This is a genomic window from Terrisporobacter hibernicus (assembly GCF_020809405.1).
GTDB lineage: Bacteria > Bacillota > Clostridia > Peptostreptococcales > Peptostreptococcaceae > Terrisporobacter > Terrisporobacter petrolearius.
Genome location: NZ_CP081135.1, coordinates 3,799,136 through 3,825,045, shown reverse-complemented (window position 1 = coordinate 3,825,045; position 25,910 = coordinate 3,799,136). Strand labels below are relative to the sequence as shown.

Genomic DNA, 25,910 nt, shown 5'->3' with positions numbered 1-25,910 from the left:
TATTTAGATAATTATTACATATTAATAAGAAATGAGTGATTTTATGTATATGGATTTAACAAACAAACAGGCAATGATCTTTGAATTTATAAGAGAGCAACAGTTATCTAAAGGTTATCCACCTTCAGTAAGAGAAATTTGTTCTGCAGTTGGCTTAAAATCTACATCAACTGTTCATTCACACCTTAATAAATTAGAAAAATTAGGTTATATAAGGCGAGATCCTACAAAACCAAGAGCAATTGAAATACTAAATGGTAATTCATTAGGCGATGTTACAGGTATGAATCAAGAAATCATTCCTATTCCCGTTGTTGGTCAAATCACAGCTGGAGAGCCTATATTAGCTGAACAAAACATAGAAGAATACATTCCCCTACCTTCAAACTTAATACAAGGTAAAGATAACTTTATATTGAAAGTTAAGGGTGAAAGTATGATAGGCGCAGGTATATTAGACAAAGACTATGTAATAGTTGATAGAAATAATCATGCTTCTAACTCACAAATAGTAGTTGCTTTAATAAATGGCGAATATGCTACTGTAAAGAGATTTTTTAAAGAAGATAGATTAGTTAGGTTACAACCAGAAAATGAATTTATGGATTCAATTATTTTGGATGAAAGAAACATAGAAATTGTAGGTATCGTAAAAGGTGTTTTCAGGACATTATAAAAGTCTTCTACTAAAGTAGAAGACTTTTTCTTTTATAATATTAATATGCTAATTATGCTAAGCTTAATGCTATTTCCATCATTTTAGTAAATGCTACTTGTCTTTCATGAGAAGTAGTGGCTCTGCCTTCAAGAGGACAATCTGAAATAGTAAGTATAGCAAGGGCATTCACTCCTGCTCTAGCAGCATTCATATAAAGTCCTGCAGCTTCCATTTCTACACACATAACTCCCATTTTGGCCCATTTTCTTAAACTTTCTAAACCTTCATCTCCGTAGAATACATCACTTGATAAAATGTTTCCTACATGAACTTCTTTACCTTGTTCTTTTGCAACTTCTACAGCTTTAGAAAGTAATTCATAACTAGCTGTAGGTGTATATGTACCTGGTAGATTATATTGTGATGCAAAGTTTGAGTCTGTACAAGCTCCCATTCCTATAACTATGTCATAAAGGTCTAGCTTATCACTTATTGCTCCAGCTGAACCTATTCTTATTAAATTTTTTACTCCGTAAAAATGGATTAATTCAAATGAGTATATACCTATTGATGGTATCCCCATTCCTGAACCTTGAACTGATATTCTTTTTCCTTTATAGTATCCTGTATAGCCATACATTCCTCTTACAGTATTGTACTCTGTTACATCTTCTAAGAAGTTTTCAGCTATAAATTTAGCTCTTAGCGGATCTCCTGGTAATAAAACTGTTTCAGCTATATCTCCAACTTGCGCCCCTATATGAGGAGTTGGAACTGGTGATTTAGTCATAGTGTTTCCTCCTATTATGTTACATACTCATCATAAGTATATAATATTCTTCTTTATTATATTATACACCCAATTTAAAGAAAACATATAATTAATTTTGTCAATCGTACAAACACTCCAATCTTTAATATAAACAAACATAAGTTTATTTAAACATTACCATTTAAGATTAAGCTTTCAATCATCTCTGATAATTCTTCATCAGAAAATGAATTAAAGGATTTATCATAAAACTCTTTAAAGTATGAGCTTCTAGCAAATATTAAAAAAGATGATTTTTTTATATATCTATTAACTAATTTTGCATCTTCAATTAATAAACTTTCTAGCTTATCTTTATCTCCATACTTCTCTACTCCTGACATTACATCCAAGTAATTTCCGTCATCAAAAGATATTAGTGCTTCTTTATGTAATTCATTTTTAGTTTTACTTATTTGTTTTAAATCACCTGTCTCCAATCTGAAATAACTCCATTCTAAAGCTTCATCATAATAGTGAAAAGAAAGCTTTAGAGGACTTACAATATCAATAGTGTTTTCAGTAATCAATTCTATGCATTTATCTTCTGTAGAAAAATCAACTCCATATATACCTAGTTTACTACCTTCTGGATAAAAAATATTTGCCACCTTGTTACTACACAATGTAAATAATACATTTAAAATATCTATCTCATCGAACCATGTACACTCATTTGGAATAGCAGTTGGAAAAACCTTTATAATCTTCTCCTCCCAATCTTGAACATTCTTACAAGTTCTACTCTCTTCTTTTGCCATTAAAAAACCTCCTTATGTATAAAATTAATAAATTTAAACTATTATAATTATTATGAAAATATATGTTTTTTTATACATTTTAACTAATTATTCTTATTAATTATATGATATACTTCTAATTAGTGATTCTTGCGAAAGGTGGATTTAATTATGTTCAAGCAAGCTAAACCAACTATCAGTATTATACTACCTGTGCATAATACAAGTTCTTATCTCGAGGAATGTTTAAACTCTATACATAATCAAAGTTTTAAAAACTATGAGCTTATTTGTGTTGATGATGGTTCTTTGGATAATTCTTACGAAATATTAAAAAAATACGAAAAGATAATCACAAACTGTAAGGTAATTCACCAAAGCAATCAAGGAGTTGCCAGTGCTCGTAATGAGGGGTTAAGAAATGTAAATGGTGACTACATAGTATTTATTGATAGCGATGACTTTATTGAATACAATTACTTAGAAAGGCTTTATAATGAGAGTTGTAATACAAATGCAGATGTAGTAATTTGCAATTTTTATAGATATTATGATAATTCAAAATTAAAATTGCCAGTAGTTTGTAAAAAAAGCTCTGGGATATACTCTAACTACCATATTTTGAAATCTTTAATACCAGATAACCTTATTCACTCATACTTGTGGAATAAACTATGGAAAAAAGAACTATTTGATAATATAGAGTTTCCAAGTATAAAGTATGAAGATATTTCAATAATGTGTGATTTATTTTATAAGGCAAAAAAAGTATCTATAATTTCTGATAGACTATACTATTATAGAATCAGAAAAACAAGTATTGTAAGAAACTATTCTATTAGCACTCAAAATGATTACGTTAAGGCATATGGCTTTATACGATTATTTTTAAAAGAAAAAAATATATATGATAAGTTTAAATTTTCATTTGCTTTATTATCAATAAAAGTATTTTTTGTAATGTTATTCATTAATATATTTTTGATTAGTGAATATAAAAGTTTAAAAATTACTTTTGAAAATTTTTCCTCATTTTATAATTTTATTTCTTGCGCTAATTCATCAGATTACAATTACTCAATGGAACAAATAATGAATTTAGAAGTGTTACAATCTTCAAATTAAACAACAAAAAGCACAGAATAGATTTTTATTCTGTGCTTTCTTATGAATTAGTAGTTTTTCATTTAATAAATTTAGATATAAAAGTAATTACTTTGTCCCAATACAAGTCACTATCAACTTTTTCACATTTTGCATGACCTGCATTATTGATTATTAACTTATCCTTATAAGCATTACACCCATTATATAATTCTTCCAACATATAAAATGGAACAAACTTATCTTTATCTCCATGTATAAACAGTATAGGTGTTTTTGATTTTTTTATTTGATCAATTGCTGAAGCCTCACTTATAAAATATTTTGCTTTTATTTTTGTTATTATACTACATATATTTAGTAAAGGAAATGATGGCAATTTAAACATGTTTTTTAACTTATATGCTAGTTGTTCTTTTGCACCTGTGTATCCGCAATCTTCAATAATAACCTTTACATTTTTAGGTAACTCTTCCCCACTAACCATCATAACAGTTGCTGCACCCATAGAAATTCCATGTAATAAAATTTGAGCATTTTCGTCTTTATTTAAAATATATTCTATCCATTTTATAATATCTAACCTATCATGCCAACCCATACCTATATAATGACCTTCACTTTTTCCATGACCTCTTAAGTCTGGCACAATGAGATTATATCCTAAAGTGTAATACTTATAAGCTATACTGCTCATATACTCTGCATTTGCTGTATATCCATGAACTGTAATAGCCCATTTGTTACTATTACTTTCCTTTATTTCATATGCATGAAGTCTTATGTTATCAAATGAATTTATGTAGACGCTGCTTTTATCATTAAATTCATTAATCCAAAGATCTTCTTTTCTAAGTTCATTTTTATTATTACTATTAAATATACCTTTTTTTGAACTATTTGGATTTAATGCATAATTATATAATTTATAAGCAATACAAATTAATATTACTAGCACAATTATTAATAAAACTAATATAAACATAACTATATACAAATTCCTTTCTCTTCTTTTCTTTACTTTAAAAATAATATAATAGCATTATATCATATTATATTAGAATATAAACGAATGCAAATTAATATCACACTCGTTTATATTAGCTAATTTTTTATTTTATCTATTCTATTTATCACTATTCTCTTCTTCAATAATATTATCTTCAGCACTATTATTTCCTTGTATTAGATTTTTAAATGCTTGATGTAACCCTGTACTTGATAAACCGCTAACCATACCTGCTAGTGCAATATTAGCATCTATACCCTTATTCATCAATACATTGACTACAAGACCTAATACAGCCATTATCAATGGTATATATTTGTTTGGTATAAAATCCAAGCTAGATTTTATTACATATCCTACACAAAGGCAAATTCCAATAATAACAGGAATTTCAAAACTTGCCAAAAAACTTAAATCCATAATATCCCCTCCTTACTTGTACCTAGACATATTTAACAAGTTAAAATATATCATTTGTATAAATTATTCTAAAAAGTAAGAAAATGTGCTATGGTTTCAGGAATTAAATATACAAAATATCTAAAATTTTACATATATAGAATGAAAATCAAACATTTGTAAATAATAATAAAAAGATAAATGGAGGGAAAATACAATGACATTAAATTGCTATGCTGACAATTGTATTTATAATAATTCAGGGATATGTTATGCTGGAAATATCGACGTTATAGGTTCTGGAGCAGCAACTTCAACAGGAACTAAGTGTGGAACTTTTAATCCAAACAAAAGCGACCTTATGAGCTGCACAAGTAACTCGCTCACAACATCTACAGATATAAAATGTAAAGCTAAAAAGTGTAAATATAACAGTATGGAAACTTGCACAGCTTCTAGTGTACAGATTAACTATAACAATACAAATTGTGATACTTTCATTTCTTATTAAACATAGGATAAACGTAACACTTACATATTAATAATTAGTAAAATTTTTATTCAACCCAAAGAGCACTTAAAGTTCTTCATTAAAAAATACCCTAGGTTTGTTTTTCAGACCTAGGGTATTTTACATTACTTTATTCTCTTGACTCTTTTTAAACTTCTTGAAGTGAAGTTTATCTTTAAAATATACGTAAAAAGATCTTTATAATTCTTTAAACAGTTTTGAGATGACTTTTAAAGAATCACCTTTATTAATTACTTTCTTGTTAATTTAATAATAGCATCTTTATGTTGAGGGTATTTATTTAAAAGATATTCTCTTTCAAATAACTCAAAGTCTTCAAACTGAAATCCAGGGGAAACCATACATCCAACAAGAGCATATCCTGGATTATTCATGGCAGAACCAAATATATAGTTTTTACGAACTAAAACTTGAGGCTTTTCTCCATTTTCAATATCTAGTCCAAGCTTTTCTTCTGTAAGTTCACCTTCTGGAGAAATCATATATATTGTTAATGGAGAACCTGCTTGGTAATACCACATTTCATCAGATTTAAGTCTATGAAAATTTGAAACTTCTCCATCTCTTAATAAAAAGTAAATACTCGACCATAATTTTCTAACACCTTTAAAGTTCACATCTAAGTCATTATCTGTAATAGTTTGTTCGCTAACAAATGTTTCTTTATAAAATCCACCTTCTGGGTGAGAATTCATATTTAGTTTTTCAATAAAATAATCTGCTGTATACATTTCTCAAACTCCTTTTAATTTTCTCTTTTGTTATTAATGTGTAAATTCAATTATAAATTTTTATGATTTGCTAACAATATTATGCACTACTTGACTACGTTTGTATATATATTATAAGCATAAATTTGTAATCATGATCTTTTGACAATTTAAACATGTATGTCACTGTTTTATCTTCTTCTCATTATATTGCAAGTATCACATATTCAGTTTGTGTATAGTTAGGTGATTATTTATTCTCTAAATTTTGGTACAAATACTAACCCCAGTTAATACTATAATGTATAGTCTTTAAACTTCATGGGGGTGACTTAAATGGAGGAAATTATCAAAGTTACTGACCTCTGTAAAAATTTTTATTCAAAAGAAGGAGAACTTCAAGTTCTTCAAAACATTAATTTCTCTCTACAACAAGGAGAAATTTTGTCACTACTGGGGCCTTCTGGCTCTGGGAAATCAACAATATTAAATATTCTTACGAAACTTTTACAACCAACAAGTGGTGATGTTGTTATTGACGGAACAATAGGTTATATGTTCCAAAGAGATCATCTCTTAGAATGGCGCAGCATCATGGACAATATTACTATAGGTCTTGAAATACAAAAAAACAAAGACCCTAAAGCAATAGAAAGAGTTGAAAAATTATTAAAAACTTATGATTTGTGGGATTTTAGAAATATGTATCCTAAAGAATTATCAGGTGGTATGAGACAAAGGGTTGCACTTATTCGTACTTTATCAGTAGACCCTGATGTTCTTTTACTTGACGAACCCTTTTCTGCACTAGATTATCAAACAAGATTACTTGTAAGTGATGACGTTTATAAAATAATAAAAAATGAAAACAAATCCGCTATTTTAGTAACACATGATATAAGTGAAGCTATAGCTATGGGAGATAAGGTAGCAGTACTATCAAAGAGACCTTCTACTATTAAGAGCGAATGCGACATAGACTTAGGACTTGGAGAATCTAGAACACCATTTGAGTGTCGTAAAGTCCCTAAATTTCAAACTTACTTTGACTTATTATGGAAGGAGCTAGATAACAATGAGGTTTAATGATAAATCTATTGAATACGAAAAATACTTAAAAGATGTTAAAATGAGAAAAATCAAGATATTAGTAATACAAATTGTTTTACTAATAGGTTTCTTTATTCTTTGGGAAGTATTAGCTAACAATAATATTATTAGTACTTTTTTATTTAGTAAACCTTCTGATATTTATAATCTATTTATATCTTATGTTTCCAGCGGAGTATTAATTAAACATATCGGTATATCAGTTTATGAAACAGTTCTCGGTTTAGTAATTGGTAGTACCTTAGGTATAATTATAGCCATTATGCTATGGTGGTCAGATACATTAGCTAAAATTTCAGACCCATTCTTAGTAGTTCTTAATGCATTACCTAAAACAGCCCTTGCTCCTATTATAATCGTATGGGTAGGCGCAGGTGTTGAAGGTATCGTAGTTACAGCAGTTGCTATTTCCATTGTTATTACTATATTATCTGCATATAATTATTTTAAAAATATGGACGAAGAAAAAATTAAAATGTTAAAAAGTTTCGGAGCTACAAAGAGTCAAATTCTATTTAAGCTTATTTTGCCTGGTAATATAGGAAATTTAATAAATTTAACTAAAATAAATATTGGTATGGCTTGGGTAGGTGTTATAGTCGGCGAATTTTTAGTATCAAGATATGGTATAGGTTATTTAATTGTATATGGAAGCCAAGTATTTAAACTAGACGTAGTAATGATGGGTGTATTTGTACTTGCAGTTTGTGCTTGGGCTATGTATGAAATTGTTAATCTAATAGAAAAATTTTATTATTATAGACAAAGAAAAATTAAAGGATAAAAAAAGTATTGCTTTTTAAGCAATACTTTTTCTTTATCTATCTACTTCCCTTATCATAAGGCTTTGCCACTGCCCTTGGTGCTTGTGATGATTTTGACGTAAAGGCTAGTACTATTAAAGTTGCCATAAAAGGAATCATTTTGTATACATCACTAGGTATGTTTAAACTTGATAGTAAAGGTATAACTGAATACGCTGATGCGATAGTCTTCATTAAACCAAAGAAAAATGCTGCAAATAATACTTTTAAAGGTTTCCATTGACCAAAAATCATAACAGCCAGTGCTAAAAATCCATATCCAGAAACTGTAGCATTAAAATTTGTAGAAGTTGGTATTACAAATACTAAACCTCCAAGCCCTGCAAGACCACCAGAAATTAATACTCCTGCATAACGCATTTTATAAACATTTATCCCTACAGAATCAGCTGCATGAGGATGCTCTCCACAAGCTCTAAGTCTAAGCCCAAATTTTGTTTTATATAATACTATAATAGCTATTACTAAAATTGCTAAGCCAATATATGTAGTTATATAGCAATTCTTAAACAACAAATCTCCTAGTATTGGTATATCTCCTAATATAGGAACTGAAGGAATTCTAAAAGTATTATCAAATGTAATTTGTTGTACTCCATTTGTCTGAATCATTCTAGCTTCATAAATAGCAAAAGCTGGTGCAAACATGTTTAAAGCCGTTCCACCTATAATTTGGTCTGCTTTCATATTTATTGCTGAGTAAGCAAGTAACAGTGAAAATATTATACCTGTTATTATTGCAATAAGTATTGCCATTATTAATAGTAATTGACCACTCATTTTATCTTGCATTTTATTTATAAATAAAATACTTGTAAAAGCACCCATTATCATAATTCCATCTAAGGCTATATTTGTAACTCCACCTCGTTCAGTAAATACTCCTCCAAGTGCAACTATTAATAAAGGTATGGAAAAAAACATTGTTTGTTGTACTATCAAAAATAGTATATCCATTACTCTTCACTCCCTTCAGCAGCTTCTATAATTTCTTTTTTAAAATCTTTCTTTTTCAATATTTTAGGTAATATTGATTTGAAAAATAATGCAAAAGCACTAAAGTAAATAATACAAGCTACAATTATATCAATTACTTCCGGCATAAAGTTAAGTGTTTGCAGATAATTTCCACCTAAAGTTAAGTAAGAAATAAATATTGCAGAAAATATTATACCTATAGGATTTGATAAAGCAAGTAGGGCAACTGGTATTCCATTAAATCCTTCTATAGCTAAAACATCTACAACTTTAATATGTCTACCATTTGCTCCTGATAAATAAAGCAATCCTCCGCCAAGTCCTGATAAAGCTCCTGATATTACCATAGATAAAATAATATTTCTCTTTTCATTTATTCCCGCATATTTACTTGCACTTGAATTAAATCCACAAGCCTTTAACTCATATCCAAATATAGTCTTATTTAAGATGACATAAATTAAAATAGCCACAATAATAGCAATTACGATTCCTCCATTTACTGTAGAAATATCTTTATAGGTGCCTGTAACGTTGACAAAAACATTGTCTAACCCCCATTTGGGTAAATCCGCACTTTCTAAACAATTTTGAGACATGGACTTGTTAGAATCATATATATATAGTTTAACTAGCATATTACATAAATACATTCCAATATAATTCATCATAATAGTTGAAATGACTTCATGCACATTATAATAAGCTTTTAATATACCAGGAATCAACGCCCAAAGTCCTCCTACAACTGCTGCAGCCAGCAGTGCTACTATCCAATGAAATGGGGCTGGTAAAAAAGTACACTTAACCCCTACAAGTACTGCTGCAAATGCGCCCATTATAAATTGCCCTGGGGCACCTATGTTAAATAGTCCTGTTTTAAATGCAAATCCTACTGAAAGACCAGTTAGTATTAATGGTGTGGCAAAATAAAGAACTTGTCCAACACCTTTTGCTCCTGTACTAAATCCACCTTCCAAAATTATGCCAAATCCTCTTACAGCTTGTGATGGATTACTTACTAATAAAACAATAAATCCAAAAGCAAGTCCTATTAATATGGCAAATATAGAAGACATTGCACTATTGAACCCATCACTTCGTATTAGTTTATTTAATTTATTCATGGGCGCTCACCTCACTTGTAATTTGTGTTTTAGATCCAGCCATATATAAACCTAATTCTTGAACTGTTACTTCTTCAGGTTTTAAGTCTGCAACAATTTTCCCTTCATAAATTACCAGTATTCTATCACTTAAATTCATTACTTCATCAAGTTCAAGTGATACAAGTAAAATAGCTTTTCCTCTGTCTCTTTCCTCTATCAACTGATTATGTATATACTCTATTGCTCCCACATCTAAGCCTCTAGTAGGCTGTACTGCAATTAATATTTCTGGATCTAAATCAACTTCTCTAGCTATAATTGCCTTTTGTTGGTTACCTCCAGACATACTTCTCGCAGTAGTTTTATTACCTTTACCACTTCTTATATCATATTGATTGATTAATTTATTTGTATATTCATCAACACTTCTAAAATTTATAAATCCTTTATTTTGATAGTCTTTCGTAAAGTATCTTTTTAACATAAGATTTTCACCTAAGGAATACTCTAAAATCAGACCATCTTTATGTCTATCTTCAGGTATATGAGCCATACCTTTAATATTTCTTTTTCTAACGCTTTCATTAGTAATATCACACCCATTTAAAGAAATACTTCCACTACTTATACAACCAAGTCCTGTTATAGCATATACTAATTCTGATTGGCCATTTCCATCAATTCCTGCAATGCAAACTATCTCTCCTTTTTTAACATTAAAGGATACATTGTCAATCAACATCTTACTATTACCTTTTGAATTAACTGATAAGTTTTTTACTTCCAAGGCAGTTTCACCAATTTGTGGTATACTTTTATCTATTTCTAAATTTACCTTACGCCCTACCATCATTTCAGAAAGTTCTTCTTTTGTAACCTCACTAACTTTAACTGTATCAATGTACTTTCCTTTTCTAAGAACTGTACATCTATCTGACACTGCTTTTATTTCATTTAATTTATGAGTAATAAATAAAATGGATTTTCCTTCCTTAGCCAAGCTTTTCATTATTTTCATTAATTCTTCTATTTCTTGAGGAGTAAGTACTGCAGTTGGTTCATCAAATATCAAAATTTCATTATCTCTATATAACATTTTCAATATTTCTACACGTTGCTGCATTCCTACAGTTATATCCTCTATCACTGCATCTGGCTCAACCATTAATCCATATTTTTCCGATAAGTCTATAACCCTTTTTCTAGCATCCTCCATTTTTAACATCCCATGACTAGTAGTTTCTACCCCTAGAATTATATTTTGTAATACAGTAAAATTATGAACCAACTTAAAGTGTTGATGTACCATTCCAATGCCTAGTTCATTTGCATCATTTGGATCCTTAATATTTACAACCTCTCCATTTTTTTTAATTACACCTTTTTCTGGTTGGTATAAACCGAACAGTACACTCATTAGTGTAGATTTTCCTGCTCCATTTTCACCCAATAAAGCATGTATTTCTCCTTTTTTTAGTTGTAAAGTAATATTGTCATTAGCTATTATTCCAGGAAATTCTTTAGTTATATTTAGCATTTCTATTATATGTTCCATAGATATCTCCTTACTAATTATTTGTTTATTATAATTATACAAGAAAAAAAGTTTATTTACAATTTATGGAAATTATTCAATAAAAAAATCAGCTCCTAGGAACTGATTTTTTACTTATTTATAAAATATATTTATTTTACTACTTTTACAGATACAACACTAACATTTAAATCTGTTGCTTTTTGAATATCGTCTTTTTGAAGTTTTATTTTGCCATCTGCTAAGTTTTTGTAAACTTTATCATAATCTGTTTTAGTGAATTTTTCAAACTTAGAAGTTTCCATAGGAAGCATAACGCCATCTTTGTCTGCACCAAGAACTAAAGATTGCCCTCCTGGGAACTTGTTATTATAATATGCATCTAATGTTTGTTCAACAGCTGATGATAAACCTTTCATTGCAGAAGTTATTACTGTATTAGACTCACTACTTTGGTCAACGTCAACACCTATAACTTTCTTGCCTTCTATTGATTCAGCTGCTGACATTACAGAGTTTCCTACAGCACCACCAGCTGCAAATATTACTTCAGTTCCATCAGTATACCAAGATGAAGCTAATGTTTGTACTTCTGGTGTAGCATCAAATCCACCAGTATAATGGTATTTAATATCTACTTTATCTAATTTTAACTCTTTTGCTGCAGCGTCAGCACCTTGTACAAAACCGTATCCAAAACGAGTTACAGCAGGTACTGCCATTCCACCCATAAATCCAAGTTTTGTATAACCTTCTTTAACAGCTGCATAACCTGCTAAATAACCAGACTGCTCTTCTGCAAATACTATACCTACAGTATTTTTATTTGTTTTGTAATCTTTCATATCTTTATCATGTGGATTACCATCTATTAATATAAAGTGTACATCTGGGTATTTGTCTTGAGCTATGTATATAGGCTCTTCAAATAGAAATCCTGGAGTAACTACTACTTTTGCACCACCCTTAACAGCTAACTCTATAGCTGCTAAATATGCATCTGTAGATTGTTCTGTTGGTTTATAATACTCATGAGAAATATTATGTTCTTTAGCATAAGCTTCTATCCCCTCCCAAGTACCTTGGTTAAATGACTTGTCGTCAATTGTTCCTATATCAGTTATCATTGCAATTTCTTTACCCTCACTACTAGTTTCATTTGACGATGAACTACACGCAACTAAACCAAGTCCTAGGACACAAGATAGTAAAATAGATAAGATCTTTTTCATTCCTTAAATTACCCCCTCTTATTTTTTTGACTTATAGTCAATATAATTATATTCCATTTTTTACCATTTAGAAAGGGGTTACTAATATTTTGTTAAATAACTTTTATTTATATAATAAAAATTTAAAAGGTCTAAAAAAGTAGTTTATTGGAAAAAAATTCAATTATTTCTTGCCCTAACATACTTGTGTTGGTATAATTCTTACTATAAATAAATATAATCAGATTGGGTGATGGAAATGTCAAAATGCAAAAAGAAAATGCCAGGATACAAAAAAATTATTATTTGTATAATATCCCTTATTGTCATAATACCAGTGTCAGTATATGGATATTTACAATACAAACTGAAAGATGTAACAGTATCATCAACTTACAAATCTAAAATTAAAGAAGTTGATGGTATTACTAATATTTTATTACTTGGAACAGATGGTAGAAAAGATGAAACTGCTTTTAGAACAGATTCTATGATTATTCTTACTCTTGATAATAACAATAAAAATATTAAACTTACTTCTTTAGCAAGAGATACTTATGTCAATATACCAGGTAGAGATAAAGGTAAATTGAATACTGCATATTTTTGGGGAAAAGAAAGTCTTTTGTTTGAAACAATTGAAAATGAATTTGGTATAGGTCTAGATAAATATGTAATTGTGGACTTTACTTCTTTAATGGACATTATTTATGCTCTAGATGGAGTAGAATTAGATGTTAAAGAGTCAGAAATAAAGGAAATTAATAAATTTATTCCTGAGTGCTATAAGTTCTGTAAAAATCCTAATAAGGGAGAAATGAAACTAATAGAATCATCAGGTAAACAAACATTAAATGGTTATCAAGCTTTATCTTACAGCCGTATTAGAAAAGCTGATAGTGCTATACTTAGAGATGGCAGACAAAGAAAAGTTATTAATGCCGTTATGAAAAAATACCAAGATGTATCTTTTACAAAATATCCACAGCTAATAGATGCTCTAACACCATATATTAAAACAAATTTAACATCTAACGAAATTGCTAGTCTTGCACTTACAGGACACAATATTTTAGCAGGAAAGTCACTTAAAGAAACTTTAAGAGAAGGGGAATTCCCTATTACAGATGAAATACATTCAAAAGGTGGAATATATGGCCATTCAGGTTGGGTATGGGTATATGATACTAATTCCACATGTGTATTAAGAGATTTTATATACAAAAACATAGAAATGAAAGATAATGAATATTTACTTAACAATGATAACATCTCTTTAAATTATTAAAATTTTATATTCAAATTCTATTTGAAACTTTGAATATTTAAAAGGAGTGTAAATATGTCTCGTGGGAAAAAAATTGTCATAGCTTTAGTTTTAGTACTTTTATTATTGCCCATGGCTGTTTTTGGGTTTCTTTATTACAAAATAAATAATATAGATACTAATGAACAAGTCGATGGAGTTACCAACATATTATTACTGGGAACTGATGGTAGAGAAAATGAAAGCGCCTATAGATCTGACTGCATGATGATACTTACTATTGATAATACACATAAAAGTGTAAAGTTAACTTCTTTAGCCCGTGATACATATGTTGAAATACCCGGGGAAGGTATGGGCAAGCTTAATGCATCATACTTTTGGGGTAAAGAGCAGTTATTGTTTAAAACTATAAAAAATGAATTTGGAATAGAGATTGATAAATTTATCCAAATAGACTTTGAAGGGTTGATGGATGTAATAACAAAACTTGGAGGAGTGGAAGTAGATATTTCTAAAAAAGAAATGAAAGCTGTAAATAAATTAATACCTTCCACATATGAGTCTTATAACAATCCTGATAAGGGTGAAATGAAATTAATTTCAGGTTCTGGTGTACAAACATTAACTGGTTATCAGGCTATATCTTATTGTAGAATTAGAGATATAGACAGTGCCATTTACAGAGATGGCAGACAAAGAAAAGTTATTATGGGGGTAGCATCAAAATTAAAAGGTCTTTCTTTATCTGAATATCCAAAATTAATAAAATTTTTACTTCCTTGTGTAAGTACTAATATGGGATCTATTGAATTATTAAATCTTGGAACATCAGCTTATAATATTTTATCTAAAGATGGTACAATTAAACAGGGACAATTCCCTATTATAGATGAAGTACACTCTAAAGGTGGGAAACATAAAAATGCTGGCTGGGTTTGGTTATATGATAAAAACTCAGTAGTAGTTTTGAAACAATTTATTTTTGATGATATACCTATGGAAAACAATAAATATTTAAGCGAAAAAAATAAAATAGAACTAAATAATTAAATTTTAGAGAACATATATAATATATGTTCTCTTTTTTGTAACATAAAGATAACCTATTAAATATAATATATTATCGTTAATTTATAGGGGGATATATATATGCATAAAAAGATTATTGCTCTGGCAAGTGCTCTTTCTTTAGGGGCCTGCTGTCTCACTGGCTGTGCTTCAAATAACCAATCTACAAAGGATAAAAAGCTAGATAAGGTTACTGTAGCAGAAGTAACTCACTCTGTTTTCTATGCACCTCAATATGCAGCAATTACACAAGGATTTTTTGAAGAAGAAGGAATTGAAATAGATTTAATAGATGCACAAGGTGCTGACAAAACTATGGCAGCTTTAATTTCTGGGGAAGCTGATATAGGTCTTATGGGTCCTGAAGCTTCTATATACGTGTATAAACAAGGTAGCGATGATTATGCTATTAACTTTGCGCAATTAACAAAGAGAGACGGAAGTTTCATAGTATCTAGAGAAAAAAATGATAATTTCACTTATAAAGATTTAGCAGGAAAAGAAATTTTAGGTGGAAGAGCTGGTGGAGTTCCTCTAATGACATTGGAATACTTGCTAAAAAGTCAAGGCTTAACTATTGGGGAAAAAGCATCAAAAGACCAAGTTAATGTTAGAACGGATGTTCAATATAGTGTACTACTATAACAGTTAGGAATTATATAGTATAAATAGATAAATATATATTAAATGTAAAAATTAAGTTAAATAGGAATATTTTAATATAAGAAAATCATACACTGTATTAGTGCATTATCTAAACGCAGTGGTCTACAGCTCGCTGGAGATAGTTAGTGCACGGTTTAATACGGTTAGTGATTTTGGGAGAGTATATGCTTTTATGTATATGCTCTCTTTTTATGTAATTGTTATATAAAATTGTATAATTGTTGCATAAAAAGAAGCTAGATACCGTTAATCTAGCTTTTAAATAGTTTCTATATTAATTTATAAGATAATCATTAAAATCATTTATATCAAATCCAAGTTTTTCTATATACTCTATATCCATTAATGTAACTACATAATTTTCAAGATAATCACATATAGATTCATATATACTTTTATACTTTCTGAAGTATCAATATCAGTAATAAAACTAAATAAATCAAAACCTAAATCATATAAAAATGTTTTCATGTGATGCCCTCCTAAATTCAACTCGGTAATTTACATATAAAACTTGAATAACCCTTCTCTTCATTCTTAATTAAACAAAGCGCATTGTATCTATCTAATTCAGTTAAATCTGTTTCTGTATATCCATCTTTTTCAAAGTAATGTGATAATTCTTTAAATGCTTTTACGTCACATCCTTGTAATAATAAATAACTGGACCCACTTGCTAATACACTACTTTTGCATTTTGGTGTTAGTTGGTCCAAATAATGCAATGCTAGTGTTGGTGTTAATTTAAATTTTCTGCACTCAACTAATATATTTTGCATAAGTAGCTGACAATTATAACATTGGTGTATTTCGTCAAAGAATAGTTCTGTATGAGTGCTGCTATCTATTTGTTTACTAATCCAAATTTTATTTAAAAAGAATGTTGCTATAACATTTCTTATCATTCTAGATTTAAAATATTGCTCAGGTATTTTGATTAAGATTACTTTATTCTCTTTGAGGGCTTTTACAAAGTCTATATTATTATCAGCTTTTTTATTAAAAGCTAACTTAGTAAATAAATTAGTTTTAAGCCATGCTACCCTATCTAAAATCCCATCTATTTTACTGTCATAATTTTCTATTTTGCCGTTACTATTCTTTTTATCTAAGTCTCTTAAGTCATCTATTTCATCACTTAACAGTAATTGACCTTCTCTATTTATTTTATCTATTATTATCTCTCTATTATCATGCGACTTCATTATATTTATTATTTCTTTAAAACTAGCATTAGGATTTTTATAATATACAACAGTAGCTGCTGCATAAAAATATCTAAGCATTCTAGGAGTTAATTTACTAGTATCATCATTTATACTATCTAATAATAATTGCATCTGCTCTGCTTTCTGCATTGAAATATTAACCTTATAATAAATATCATCGTCCTCGTTAAAAGTAAGTTCATTATAATTGAATGCTTGAAGTTGATTAGGATCATTGAAGTTAATTTCTATAATTTTATCTTTTGGAGCTATAGCTTTAATACTATCTGCCACTTGGCACTTATCTATATAATCTATATCTACTAGACCGCGGTCAGCTTTTATTATATCTTTTGCTAAACTATTAGCCATAAAATATGATTTACCACTTCCCATAGATCCAAGTATAACCCTACCTAGTCTTTTTATTTGATCATCTTTACTAAAGTATATTTCTTGTGCATTTTCTTTATTTTTTACTTTCCCTATTCTCACCTCTCCATTTTCTAAACAAGCTGGAGCTTTTAACTCTAAACATTTATTATGTTCTATCATATCAAATTGTTTTATTACTTCTGTTGAAGGCATATTTATAAAATTACTATCTTCTTCTATCGTTGTTTTATTTACAGTAGTATGATTTATAATTGTACGTTTTATATCTATATTTTTAGTAATTTCAGTTACTATTAACTCATTATTATCACTTATACTCTTGAAAGTATTAGCTAAAGTGTTAGATAATTCAATTTCACGCTCTTTTTTATTAGATTTCGCAAAAATTATAGTCTGATTTTTACATATAGCCTTCTCACCTTTTCTTTTAGTGCTATAAGAGATTTCAATCTTCAATGGATTAAGTACTAGTTGATTGTTTTGCTTTGTGTTAAAAAAGCTATTTAGAAGGCCGTTTATGAAGTCAATTAAATTTTTTATTATAACAATTGAATAATCTTTATAATTTTTAGATTTTTTTAGATTTTCCCCATTTTTAAATCTTGCAATTGCATTCTTATAAGTTTTGGACTTAAAATAGTTACTTTCTTTATCGGAGGTAGGAATAAAATTATAAAATATTCCTACACTTTCATTTTGTTCTAACATATCCACTATGGACATATTCGCATTAAGTAGATCATTGTTTCTTTTATCTACGGCCAACGATAAACTATCATCATATTTATAATGCAAATCAAACTTACTGCAACTATTAATATCTATAGGAATATTATCAACTTCTTTTATTTCTATGTTTTTCCATATCTCTTTGAATTTAGTTTTGAATTGATTTTGAAATATCTTAGGTATAATAAAATAGAATTGCACCTTATCTTTTGTGATGTGTATATAGAAGCTCGCCTTAGGCCTTTCTTCTATGATTAATCTTTTACTAGCTTGACATATATATTTATTAGTCTTTTTGAACATCTTATTTACTAATGATGCTATTTGTTCCGTATTTGTATTTCTATTTGATTTGGTTACGATAAGTTGCAAGTAGACATATTCGCATTTTTTATATTCAAAGTAATCACTTACCTTCATAGACTTAGCTTTTCTATAAATTACATTATCTAACACTCAACATCACCTTACTTATTATTTGAATGATAACATATATAGCCGGGCACATTAATCCCCAGTTCTTGCCTTTCTTCCAACCGAAAACATATAATACTAATGCTACTAATCCTGCTACTACTAACCAATCATAAGATACTATAGATAAAGTTTCTAAACATTCACTTGTAAACTGAAATAAAAAATCTTGCATTTTTTCCATAATACACCCTCCTATTAAAATTTAATCATAGAAAATAATTTAGGATACAACTGTAACACAATATAGAATATAAAATATTGCAACCCAGCTCCTGTAGCTTCTTTTATATTTGCGCCTTGCAACATTTCCTCTATCATTGATTTTATTCCTATACCTAAGCATCCATATTTACCAAATATCAATACCATGTGTATTATTTCACTTGCTGCAGTTCCTAATCCAGCTTCTAAACTTTCTGCATAGATATTATTGTTATTATTTAAAAATACAGCTAATAAAAATACTAACTTAGTATACTCTTTTTTATTCTTCTTAAGATTTCCTAAAAATCTATCTATTAAGTTTAGTTCGTGATTATCTAATTGCATAAACTCACTAATTGTATAGCTTTCTGTACAACACTTTTTTGATAACATTGTATAAACCTCCTTGAATCTGTATAAAATATAACTACAAAATTATAGGACGGTGAATGCATATTATGGGTGAAGCGATATTTTGGTTTGGATGTGCTCTTGCTTTAGATATGATAGAAAAGATTCTATTTTAAATAGAAGGGTTTTTATAAATTATTATAGAAGTAATAAGAGAATTGTATTTATATGCAGTTCACATACCTTAAGAGTGCTATCTATTTGACCGTAGGGGCACTCTTTTATTATTCATTTTTTTCTATTTCTCTTTTCATTTCTGCTTTTAAAACTTGTTTAATATAATTACTTTTTCCGTATACTTCAAACTTATCTTCTAACCAATCCAGTAACATCTTATCATCTAAAGTTGATGTTTTAAAAGATACTGGTATAACTATAGGTTTATTGTTTCTATTTGCCATAACTATCACCTCTCTAAAATTTATTCTATTGTTAATTAAATAATTCTTAAATAGTACCTAATAATTAGTTATACAATTTTTAACTAATACCCTTTTTTACTTTTTATATTGTTAATTAAATATATGTTAATGTTAGTTAATTGTTACATTGAAATTATAAAAAAATTATTTATTTTTTAATTATTGTTAGTCAACTCTTGATTAATTATTGCATATATATAAGCAAGTAAAAAATAAGGAGGATATATAATGAAAGAATATAAAGTTAGTTGGTGTGATTTAGAAGGTAATGAGTTCTTTAGTGAAGAATATGGATACGATGAAGCTTTGCAACTATATAATGAGATTTGCGTTGATAAAGTTGACGATGAACAAATAGAAGCTCGTTTATATGACTTAAATAATGTCATTCTAAAACAATTTGATAATAAAGAAAATAAATACTATATAATGTAGTATTTATGACTAGAGATTAACTTCTCTAGTCTTTTCTGCTACTATATTAAATAAGGGGTGTATATAATGAAGAAAATATTAAGTTTTATAATAAGTGGAGTAATTTGTATTGGTTTATCTGGATGCACTAATAGTAATACTACTAAGGATGAACCAAATGAAGATACAAAAGTTGAACAAAATAAAGATAATAATAATGAAAAAGAAACTGATAAGTCATCAAATGAGTCCGATAAATCATCTGATAAAACTTCTTCCGGAAGTGAATCTGGTACTAAATCAATTAAAAAATCTACTAAAAAGAATACTAAAAAAGAAAATCAAGACGGATATATTAAAGATGGTACTCATTTAGGCGAAGAAGGCAAAAAACAAGATGAAGGTTATGTTTATGATCCTGATGCAGATACAAGGGATAAAGAATATTGGGATAGTTTTAAAGAAGACGAAGATAAAAATACAGATGAACAGAAAACTAAATATTATATAAATGGAAAAGAAGTAAGCTATAAAGAGTGGTTAAAATCTAATAAAAAAGCTCAACAAAGTGAAGAGTACTGGGATTCTAACAAAGAATAATAAAAAAGGCTAACATAGAAATATGTTAGCCTTTTACGCTTTATATATTTAGACATTGTTTATATTGATATCTTACTTTATCCATACTAGTTTCTGCATAAATTTGAGTCGTAGTAATACTTTGGTGCCCTAATAATGCTTGCACTGTTGTTATATCTGCTCCTCCTTCTATCATCTTTGTGGCCATTGTATGTCTTAACACATGAGGTGTAACCTTAGCTTCTATTCCAGCTTTTTTCTTTATCTTGGATATTATATCCTGCATCGCCCTTGAGCTTAATCTTCCATAAGGTTTTCTTACTGATACAAATAAGGCTTTATTATTATCAGTTCTGGTGCTTAAATATCTTTCTAAATAGAATTTAGTTTTATCTGAAAAAAATGTTTTTCTTTCCTTATCGCCTTTGCCTATAGTGATTATGCAGTTATTTGACATATCTAAATCTTTTATATTAACTTCTTTTATTTCACTTACCCTCATACCTGTTGCAAAAGCAAACTCAACTATAGCTCTGTCTCTATCCTTAGTACAATTTATTCTAAGTTTCTCTAAATTTATAGTATTAAGAGACTTAACTAATCTAGTAGGTTCTTTAGATTTCTTTAGTTTTTTAGCAGGGTTCTTTTCTATGTAATCTTCATCCACTAGCCACGCAAAAAAAGTTTTTATTTGAGTTATTATACCGTTTACAGATGTAACTTTAAGTTTTTCTTGCTTATGCATTATGTACATCCTTAAGTCCGATAATGTAATTTTGTCATATGATTTATTTAGATATTTGTCCAATTCTCTTAAAAGATAATATCTATTTTGCAATGTGCCTTTTTCAAGTCCTTCTATTTTCTTTGTTTGAATATAAAGATTTAATATTTCTGAAAAAGAACTCTTTTCTTCTTCTATTTCATAGATATCGTAATTTAATGTACATTTATATATTGTATCTAACACTCTTTGTTGTGAATCAATAGATAATTCAAGACTTTCCCCTATTTCACAAACGCATTTCGTTATAAATTTTTCATTATTTGTTTCCACAAACATTCCCCCTTTTCGTTCTTATATATATCATTAGTTATATAATATTTCTTTTTAGTTATATTTGCAACAAAATTATAACTTTTTATTTATTTTTTATTCCATTTTAGTTATAATATTATAGAAGGGGTGATGTTATGGATATTATAAAAGAAATAAAGAAAATTATGATAGATGAAAATATGAATATGGTTAGCCTAGCTGAAAAATTGAGTACTTCTCAACCTAATTTATCTAAGAAATTTAAAAGGAATAATCCAACTATAAGTGATTTAGAGGAAATAGCAGCTGCTTTAGGTAGAGAACTTGAAATAAGCTTTGTCAAAAAATAAAAAAAGACTGGTAAGGAACTTTATTTCCCTACCAGTCTTTTAAAATTGCACTATAACACGGATTATTAAAATTATGGACATACTTCAAAGGTCCTATACATATTATAATAGTACCTATTATTTAAAAATTATTTTTATTGTTTCATTACTTTAAGGTGGCTAACGGAAAGCCACCTTATTTTTTATTTAAATATAAAAAATAGTAAATGTAAATAAATATAGTAATTTCGATGCATTCACTCTTTTTATTATCAAACTATTTGTTAAACAGAAATTTTAAGACTTGTTACGATTTTAGGAAATAATTTACATATTTATTATAATAATTAAATTAAGTTATATTGTTTAAAGCACCGCCCAACTAAACCTTTGGTAATTATTGTAAGCCTATAATATCATTTACATAGCTTTTGTGTTTTTAATCGGACTGTAATTTCCATATATTGTCTTGCCATTTACAATTCTATAAGCCCTTACTTTGTAATAATATCTACCACCTTTTTTTAATTTACTATTAGTGTAGCTTGAGCTAGTAGTAGTTTTTATTAAGCTATATTTACCGTTTTTACTTGTGCTTCTATAAATTTTATACCCCTTTGCACCATTTATTTTAATCCATTTAATAGTGATTTTCTTACTTCCTGCCTTTAATGTCACATTAGGAGTCTTTAATACTGGTTTTGCAGATACAGTATTAGAGTAACTACTGTATATTTTTTTACCATTAACTACTCTATATGTTCTTACTTTATAGTAATAAGTTTTTCCTGTTGTTAAACTTGTATTTATATAACTTAAGCTACTTGTTGTTTTTACTTTTGAATATGTTCCAGTCTTGCTTGTGGCTTTATAAACTTCATATCCATCAGCCTCTGATACTTTATTCCATGTAATTTTATTTGAGCTATAAGTATTTGGAGTAGCCTTAGCTTTTGTTGAGGTTAATGTAAGTTTTGCAGTTGCGTATGAAGATTTAGACTCAATACTATTATTTTCTGAATTATATGCCTTTACTTTATAGTAATAAGTTTTTCCATATTCTAATCCTTTGTGAGTATAAGATAAAGTATCACCATTTTTTATATCAGCTAATTCAACGTAGCCACCATCAGCGTTAGAGTATAATATTTTATAACCACTAGCATCATGTACTTCATCCCACTTTATCGTATTGGTGTTCTTTAAATTAGTCACTGTTATTGTTGGAGTTTGTAATTTAGTTAATATTTCAACTCTTCCTGTTAAATCACTTAGTACTTCAACTCCGTCTACTATAACATAACTTGCTATTTTATAGTAGTATATTTGATTTGCGACTACATTTGTATCTTCAAAGGTTTGTGTATTTTCTCCTATATATTTAACAGTCCCAATCAATTCATACCCATTATATTTATTTGTAGACCTAAATATTTTATATCCTTCTGCTCCATAAGACTTGTCCCATGTAACTTTATTGCAACTACCATTTATTGGGCACACCGTTACATGGTTAGGGGCAAATAATGTATGTTTTACTGAAATAACATTGCTATAATCACTATAAATAATTTCGTTTGAAGGTAAGACATTATACGCTTTTATTTTAAAATAAAATGTTTGTTCTTTTGGTAAATCACTCATAATATAACGTGTACTCTCTATACTATCGTCGCCAAGGTTTTCAACCTCTGCTACTTCTTCATATTCACCATATTCACTAGTTGACCTAAAAACTTTGTATCCCATAGCATTTTCAATTTTATTCCAATAAAACCAGACTGTATTTGCACTTAATCTAATTGTTGGTGTTGATAGAGACTCATTAACGTTATTAACTTCAACGTTACTACTAATCTCATTTGCAAAAGTTGTACTCGGTAGCATTATATTACTTACTATTAAAACCCCACTTAATACTATACTTGCTAATTTTTTAAATTTCATATAAATCCCCCTTTAATAATATATCCTTTGGGAAGAATAATCCCTATATGTTAAATATTAACATATTTGATTTATAATGACATATTTTTTCTTATATTTATATCTCCTTTTAGCTGATAGTGTTCACCTTATTTAGACTACTTTCACACTGTATTAACTGTACTAGTTCATCATGCAAATTCATAATATTCATTTTTATAACTCTAAAACAGAATATACAACATCTTTATGAATATATTACCTTCTTACTTTTATTGTTATATGGCTCTTTTAAAGCTTCATATCTTTTTACAAACGCATGATTGAGTTATAAATAGTTATTATATAGTACTCATGTGTAGCATATTGAAGTTTTGTAACTCTAATATATAAATAAAAAATACTCTTGATAATATACATTTAGAGGGATGATCAAATAGAAGAAGTAATAAAAAAGCAAAATAATTTCAAAAATAGCTAGGTTGGATAATATAATCCTTCCTAGCTATTTTATTTATACTAATTTTATATACTTACTACTAGTATTTATGTAACCCATATCACCTTCTACCCAAATAGAAGCCCATCCATTAAGAACATATCCTACTTCTATAATATCTCCTTCTTTTAATTTAAAATCATATTTACCAAGCTTTCCATTCTTATCTGGTCTTGATTTTCTTACATTAAGTGTAGGAGTTATTACTATTGCTTTCTTGTTGTAATCTCCATTTTTTAACTGTACATATTTTTCTTTCGAATATACTAAATTAGTAAACCAATCCCAAGTATAGCCTTTCCATTTGGCTCTTAGTTTACTTGGGCAGTTCTTTCCGCTCCAATAGTTGTGTTGTACTACTTTTTTAACTGTTTTAATTTCTGCTAATATAATTTTTACTAATTCAGCTGCATTCTTATAAGCTTTTTCTTGTAATGCTTTATCATCATATTGAACAACTTCTATCCCTATACTAGTTGAACTTCCTGTTCTATTTCCTGCATGCCAACAAGTTCTATATAAATTTACACACTGCATAATTTTTGTTGCAGATACACAAATCTGAAAAGATGCTTGCTTTCTACTTGTATCACTGTTTCCATTCTTTAATGATTTGTATATTTGTTCTGAAGATACATTAGGCATATCTGTCTCATGTATTGTAACAGATGATGGTGTAAATGATACATAAGGTATCATCCATCCTTTTTTTAATAAACCAGAACTATCAACAGTAGCAGTTCCTATTTTAGACCCATTCTTTATTACTCCATTATTAATATAGCTCATAACTATTTTACCTCCTTATTGTCTCTTAATTGAATAAGAGTATCTTTTAATTTATCTGGGATAGGTACAAACTCACCAGCATTTTCAAGCAATGATAAAGATTCATTAGCTATAAAAAATAGTATTGTTATTTCTCTAAGTGGTATTGCATCTCCTACTATACCTTGGATAACATAAGCAGTTGCTATTACAACAAATATAATTATTTTTCTAATCAACCCTTTAAATCCTATTTCACTTGATAGGGATTTGTTATATATAGCCTTTAATAATCCTGTTACATAATCTAGTACAACTAATATTACAATTGCTTTTAGTAACATATCCCAACCTCCTAAGAACTTGCAAATAAAACCACCTATTAAACCAAACCCTACACTTATTTCATTAAAATATTTTTCCATTTCCTTTTCTCCTTTCGTTTTTTGCATTAAAAAAGGACCTAAAATTAATTAGATCCTTTTTTATAAACTAAAATATAATCTTATAATTTATATTTCTTTTTAACTGCATCATATACTTCTTTTGATGCTTGGTATCCTTTGTTATTTACATAAACCATATAATCTGTAATTTCTTCGCTAACTATATCCGTTATAGTATCTACTTCAACATCAGCATCATCTTGCATTATAACTTTAAATCCTTTAATATCTGTAAAACTATTCATAACTAAATCCCCCATAATATATATTTTTCTAACTAATTCTACATATTAGGAGGATATTCCTTCTATAAGCCCTTAAATAATCCTA

29 protein-coding genes are annotated in these 25,910 nt (G+C 28.3%); 11 read left to right on the top strand and 18 right to left on the bottom strand.

From position 1 onward, the window contains the following. Positions 1-43 precede the first annotated feature (43 nt). On the top strand, positions 44-676 hold the full coding sequence (gene lexA, locus JW646_RS18700; RefSeq protein ID WP_175487690.1) for a transcriptional repressor LexA: 633 nt from the start codon (positions 44-46) through the stop codon (positions 674-676). A 52-nt stretch (positions 677-728) separates the two neighbouring features. On the opposite strand, the gene deoD is transcribed toward lexA, so the two are convergent. Together deoD and JW646_RS18690 are read right to left on the bottom strand one after the other, a co-directional pair. Further along, positions 729-1,448 carry a purine-nucleoside phosphorylase gene (deoD, locus tag JW646_RS18695; RefSeq protein WP_148556760.1) on the bottom strand — a complete coding sequence of 240 codons (720 nt, stop codon included), beginning with the start codon at positions 1,446-1,448 and terminating at the stop codon, positions 729-731. A 149-nt stretch (positions 1,449-1,597) separates the two neighbouring features. Continuing rightward, the gene (locus JW646_RS18690; protein ID WP_074916589.1) at positions 1,598-2,230 is read right to left on the bottom strand and encodes a hypothetical protein; all 633 of its coding nucleotides are present in this window, start codon (positions 2,228-2,230) and stop codon (positions 1,598-1,600) included. A 150-nt stretch (positions 2,231-2,380) separates the two neighbouring features. Between JW646_RS18690 and JW646_RS18685 the strand changes: the two genes are divergently transcribed. Beyond that, the gene (locus JW646_RS18685) at positions 2,381-3,334 is read left to right on the top strand and encodes a glycosyltransferase family 2 protein (protein ID WP_228415986.1); all 954 of its coding nucleotides are present in this window, start codon (positions 2,381-2,383) and stop codon (positions 3,332-3,334) included. A gap of 58 nt (positions 3,335-3,392) precedes the next feature. Here the strand turns inward: JW646_RS18685 and JW646_RS18680 are convergent, their stop codons facing one another. Together JW646_RS18680 and JW646_RS18675 are read right to left on the bottom strand one after the other, a co-directional pair. Then, positions 3,393-4,298, bottom strand: a complete 906-nt coding sequence (locus JW646_RS18680; protein WP_228415985.1) for an alpha/beta hydrolase — start codon at positions 4,296-4,298, stop codon at positions 3,393-3,395. Positions 4,299-4,439: 141 nt separating this feature from the next. Continuing rightward, a complete protein-coding gene (locus tag JW646_RS18675) occupies positions 4,440-4,742 on the bottom strand; it encodes a phage holin family protein (protein WP_148556757.1) in 303 nt (100 codons plus the stop codon). Positions 4,743-4,938: 196 nt separating this feature from the next. On the opposite strand from JW646_RS18675, the gene JW646_RS20380 reads away from it, so the two are divergent. Continuing rightward, positions 4,939-5,232 carry a DUF1540 domain-containing protein gene (locus JW646_RS20380; protein WP_074916583.1) on the top strand — a complete coding sequence of 98 codons (294 nt, stop codon included), beginning with the start codon at positions 4,939-4,941 and terminating at the stop codon, positions 5,230-5,232. Between the two features lie 251 nt (positions 5,233-5,483). Here the strand turns inward: JW646_RS20380 and JW646_RS18670 are convergent, their stop codons facing one another. Beyond that, the gene (locus JW646_RS18670; protein WP_074916581.1) at positions 5,484-5,984 is read right to left on the bottom strand and encodes a cupin domain-containing protein; all 501 of its coding nucleotides are present in this window, start codon (positions 5,982-5,984) and stop codon (positions 5,484-5,486) included. Between the two features lie 315 nt (positions 5,985-6,299). On the opposite strand from JW646_RS18670, the gene JW646_RS18665 reads away from it, so the two are divergent. Next, positions 6,300-7,049, top strand: coding sequence for an ABC transporter ATP-binding protein (locus JW646_RS18665; RefSeq protein WP_206923531.1), 750 nt, complete (start codon positions 6,300-6,302; stop codon positions 7,047-7,049). Continuing rightward, the gene (locus JW646_RS18660; RefSeq protein ID WP_206923532.1) at positions 7,039-7,857 is read left to right on the top strand and encodes an ABC transporter permease; all 819 of its coding nucleotides are present in this window, start codon (positions 7,039-7,041) and stop codon (positions 7,855-7,857) included. Before JW646_RS18665 ends, JW646_RS18660 begins: the two co-directional genes overlap by 11 nt. A 37-nt stretch (positions 7,858-7,894) precedes the next feature. Here the strand turns inward: JW646_RS18660 and JW646_RS18655 are convergent, their stop codons facing one another. From JW646_RS18655 to JW646_RS18640, 4 genes are all read right to left on the bottom strand, one after another. Then, entirely contained in the window at positions 7,895-8,854 is a 960-nt protein-coding gene (locus JW646_RS18655; protein WP_228415984.1) for an ABC transporter permease, read from the bottom strand. After that, positions 8,854-10,002, bottom strand: coding sequence for an ABC transporter permease (locus tag JW646_RS18650; protein ID WP_228415983.1), 1,149 nt, complete (start codon positions 10,000-10,002; stop codon positions 8,854-8,856). The genes JW646_RS18655 and JW646_RS18650 overlap by 1 nt, the downstream gene beginning before the upstream one ends. Beyond that, complete coding sequence (locus JW646_RS18645) at positions 9,995-11,539, bottom strand: ABC transporter ATP-binding protein (protein WP_228415982.1); 1,545 nt, start codon at positions 11,537-11,539, stop codon at positions 9,995-9,997. The genes JW646_RS18650 and JW646_RS18645 overlap by 8 nt, the downstream gene beginning before the upstream one ends. Positions 11,540-11,670: 131 nt before the next feature. Continuing rightward, positions 11,671-12,750 carry a BMP family lipoprotein gene (locus JW646_RS18640; RefSeq protein WP_228415981.1) on the bottom strand — a complete coding sequence of 360 codons (1,080 nt, stop codon included), beginning with the start codon at positions 12,748-12,750 and terminating at the stop codon, positions 11,671-11,673. Positions 12,751-12,988: 238 nt separating this feature from the next. On the opposite strand from JW646_RS18640, the gene JW646_RS18635 reads away from it, so the two are divergent. The 3 genes from JW646_RS18635 to JW646_RS18625 all read left to right on the top strand — a co-directional run bounded on the left by JW646_RS18635 (position 12,989) and on the right by JW646_RS18625 (position 15,712). Further along, complete coding sequence (locus JW646_RS18635; RefSeq protein ID WP_228415980.1) at positions 12,989-14,017, top strand: LCP family protein; 1,029 nt, start codon at positions 12,989-12,991, stop codon at positions 14,015-14,017. Between the two features lie 54 nt (positions 14,018-14,071). Then, positions 14,072-15,049, top strand: coding sequence for an LCP family protein (locus JW646_RS18630; RefSeq protein ID WP_074916566.1), 978 nt, complete (start codon positions 14,072-14,074; stop codon positions 15,047-15,049). 99 nt (positions 15,050-15,148) lie between these two features. Then, a complete protein-coding gene (locus tag JW646_RS18625; RefSeq protein WP_331478039.1) occupies positions 15,149-15,712 on the top strand; it encodes an ABC transporter substrate-binding protein in 564 nt (187 codons plus the stop codon). Between the two features lie 509 nt (positions 15,713-16,221). Here JW646_RS18625 and JW646_RS18620 read toward each other — a convergent pair. From JW646_RS18620 to JW646_RS18605, 4 genes are all read right to left on the bottom strand, one after another. Then, complete coding sequence (locus JW646_RS18620; protein ID WP_228415979.1) at positions 16,222-18,522, bottom strand: hypothetical protein; 2,301 nt, start codon at positions 18,520-18,522, stop codon at positions 16,222-16,224. After that, entirely contained in the window at positions 18,512-18,724 is a 213-nt protein-coding gene (locus tag JW646_RS18615; RefSeq protein ID WP_228415978.1) for a hypothetical protein, read from the bottom strand. The genes JW646_RS18620 and JW646_RS18615 overlap by 11 nt, the downstream gene beginning before the upstream one ends. 14 nt (positions 18,725-18,738) lie before the next feature. Beyond that, on the bottom strand, positions 18,739-19,140 hold the full coding sequence (locus JW646_RS18610) for a hypothetical protein (RefSeq protein WP_228415977.1): 402 nt from the start codon (positions 19,138-19,140) through the stop codon (positions 18,739-18,741). Positions 19,141-19,382: 242 nt separating this feature from the next. Then, positions 19,383-19,559, bottom strand: a complete 177-nt coding sequence (locus JW646_RS18605; protein WP_228415976.1) for a hypothetical protein — start codon at positions 19,557-19,559, stop codon at positions 19,383-19,385. A gap of 249 nt (positions 19,560-19,808) precedes the next feature. Between JW646_RS18605 and JW646_RS18600 the strand changes: the two genes are divergently transcribed. Next, positions 19,809-20,015, top strand: coding sequence for a hypothetical protein (locus JW646_RS18600; protein ID WP_228415975.1), 207 nt, complete (start codon positions 19,809-19,811; stop codon positions 20,013-20,015). A gap of 66 nt (positions 20,016-20,081) precedes the next feature. Beyond that, positions 20,082-20,594, top strand: a complete 513-nt coding sequence (locus JW646_RS18595; protein ID WP_228415974.1) for a hypothetical protein — start codon at positions 20,082-20,084, stop codon at positions 20,592-20,594. A gap of 40 nt (positions 20,595-20,634) precedes the next feature. Here the strand turns inward: JW646_RS18595 and xerA are convergent, their stop codons facing one another. After that, positions 20,635-21,630, bottom strand: coding sequence for a site-specific tyrosine recombinase/integron integrase (xerA, locus tag JW646_RS18590; RefSeq protein WP_228415973.1), 996 nt, complete (start codon positions 21,628-21,630; stop codon positions 20,635-20,637). 137 nt (positions 21,631-21,767) lie between these two features. Between xerA and JW646_RS18585 the strand changes: the two genes are divergently transcribed. Further along, the gene (locus JW646_RS18585) at positions 21,768-21,962 is read left to right on the top strand and encodes a helix-turn-helix domain-containing protein (protein WP_228415972.1); all 195 of its coding nucleotides are present in this window, start codon (positions 21,768-21,770) and stop codon (positions 21,960-21,962) included. Between the two features lie 399 nt (positions 21,963-22,361). On the opposite strand, the gene JW646_RS18580 is transcribed toward JW646_RS18585, so the two are convergent. From JW646_RS18580 to JW646_RS18565, 4 genes are all read right to left on the bottom strand, one after another. Then, on the bottom strand, positions 22,362-23,888 hold the full coding sequence (locus JW646_RS18580) for a fibronectin type III domain-containing protein (RefSeq protein WP_228415971.1): 1,527 nt from the start codon (positions 23,886-23,888) through the stop codon (positions 22,362-22,364). Between the two features lie 493 nt (positions 23,889-24,381). After that, complete coding sequence (locus JW646_RS18575; protein WP_228415970.1) at positions 24,382-25,155, bottom strand: peptidoglycan recognition protein family protein; 774 nt, start codon at positions 25,153-25,155, stop codon at positions 24,382-24,384. A gap of 2 nt (positions 25,156-25,157) precedes the next feature. Then, positions 25,158-25,559 carry a phage holin family protein gene (locus JW646_RS18570; protein ID WP_228415969.1) on the bottom strand — a complete coding sequence of 134 codons (402 nt, stop codon included), beginning with the start codon at positions 25,557-25,559 and terminating at the stop codon, positions 25,158-25,160. Between the two features lie 80 nt (positions 25,560-25,639). Beyond that, entirely contained in the window at positions 25,640-25,825 is a 186-nt protein-coding gene (locus tag JW646_RS18565) for a hypothetical protein (protein WP_228415968.1), read from the bottom strand. Positions 25,826-25,910: the final 85 nt, after the last annotated feature.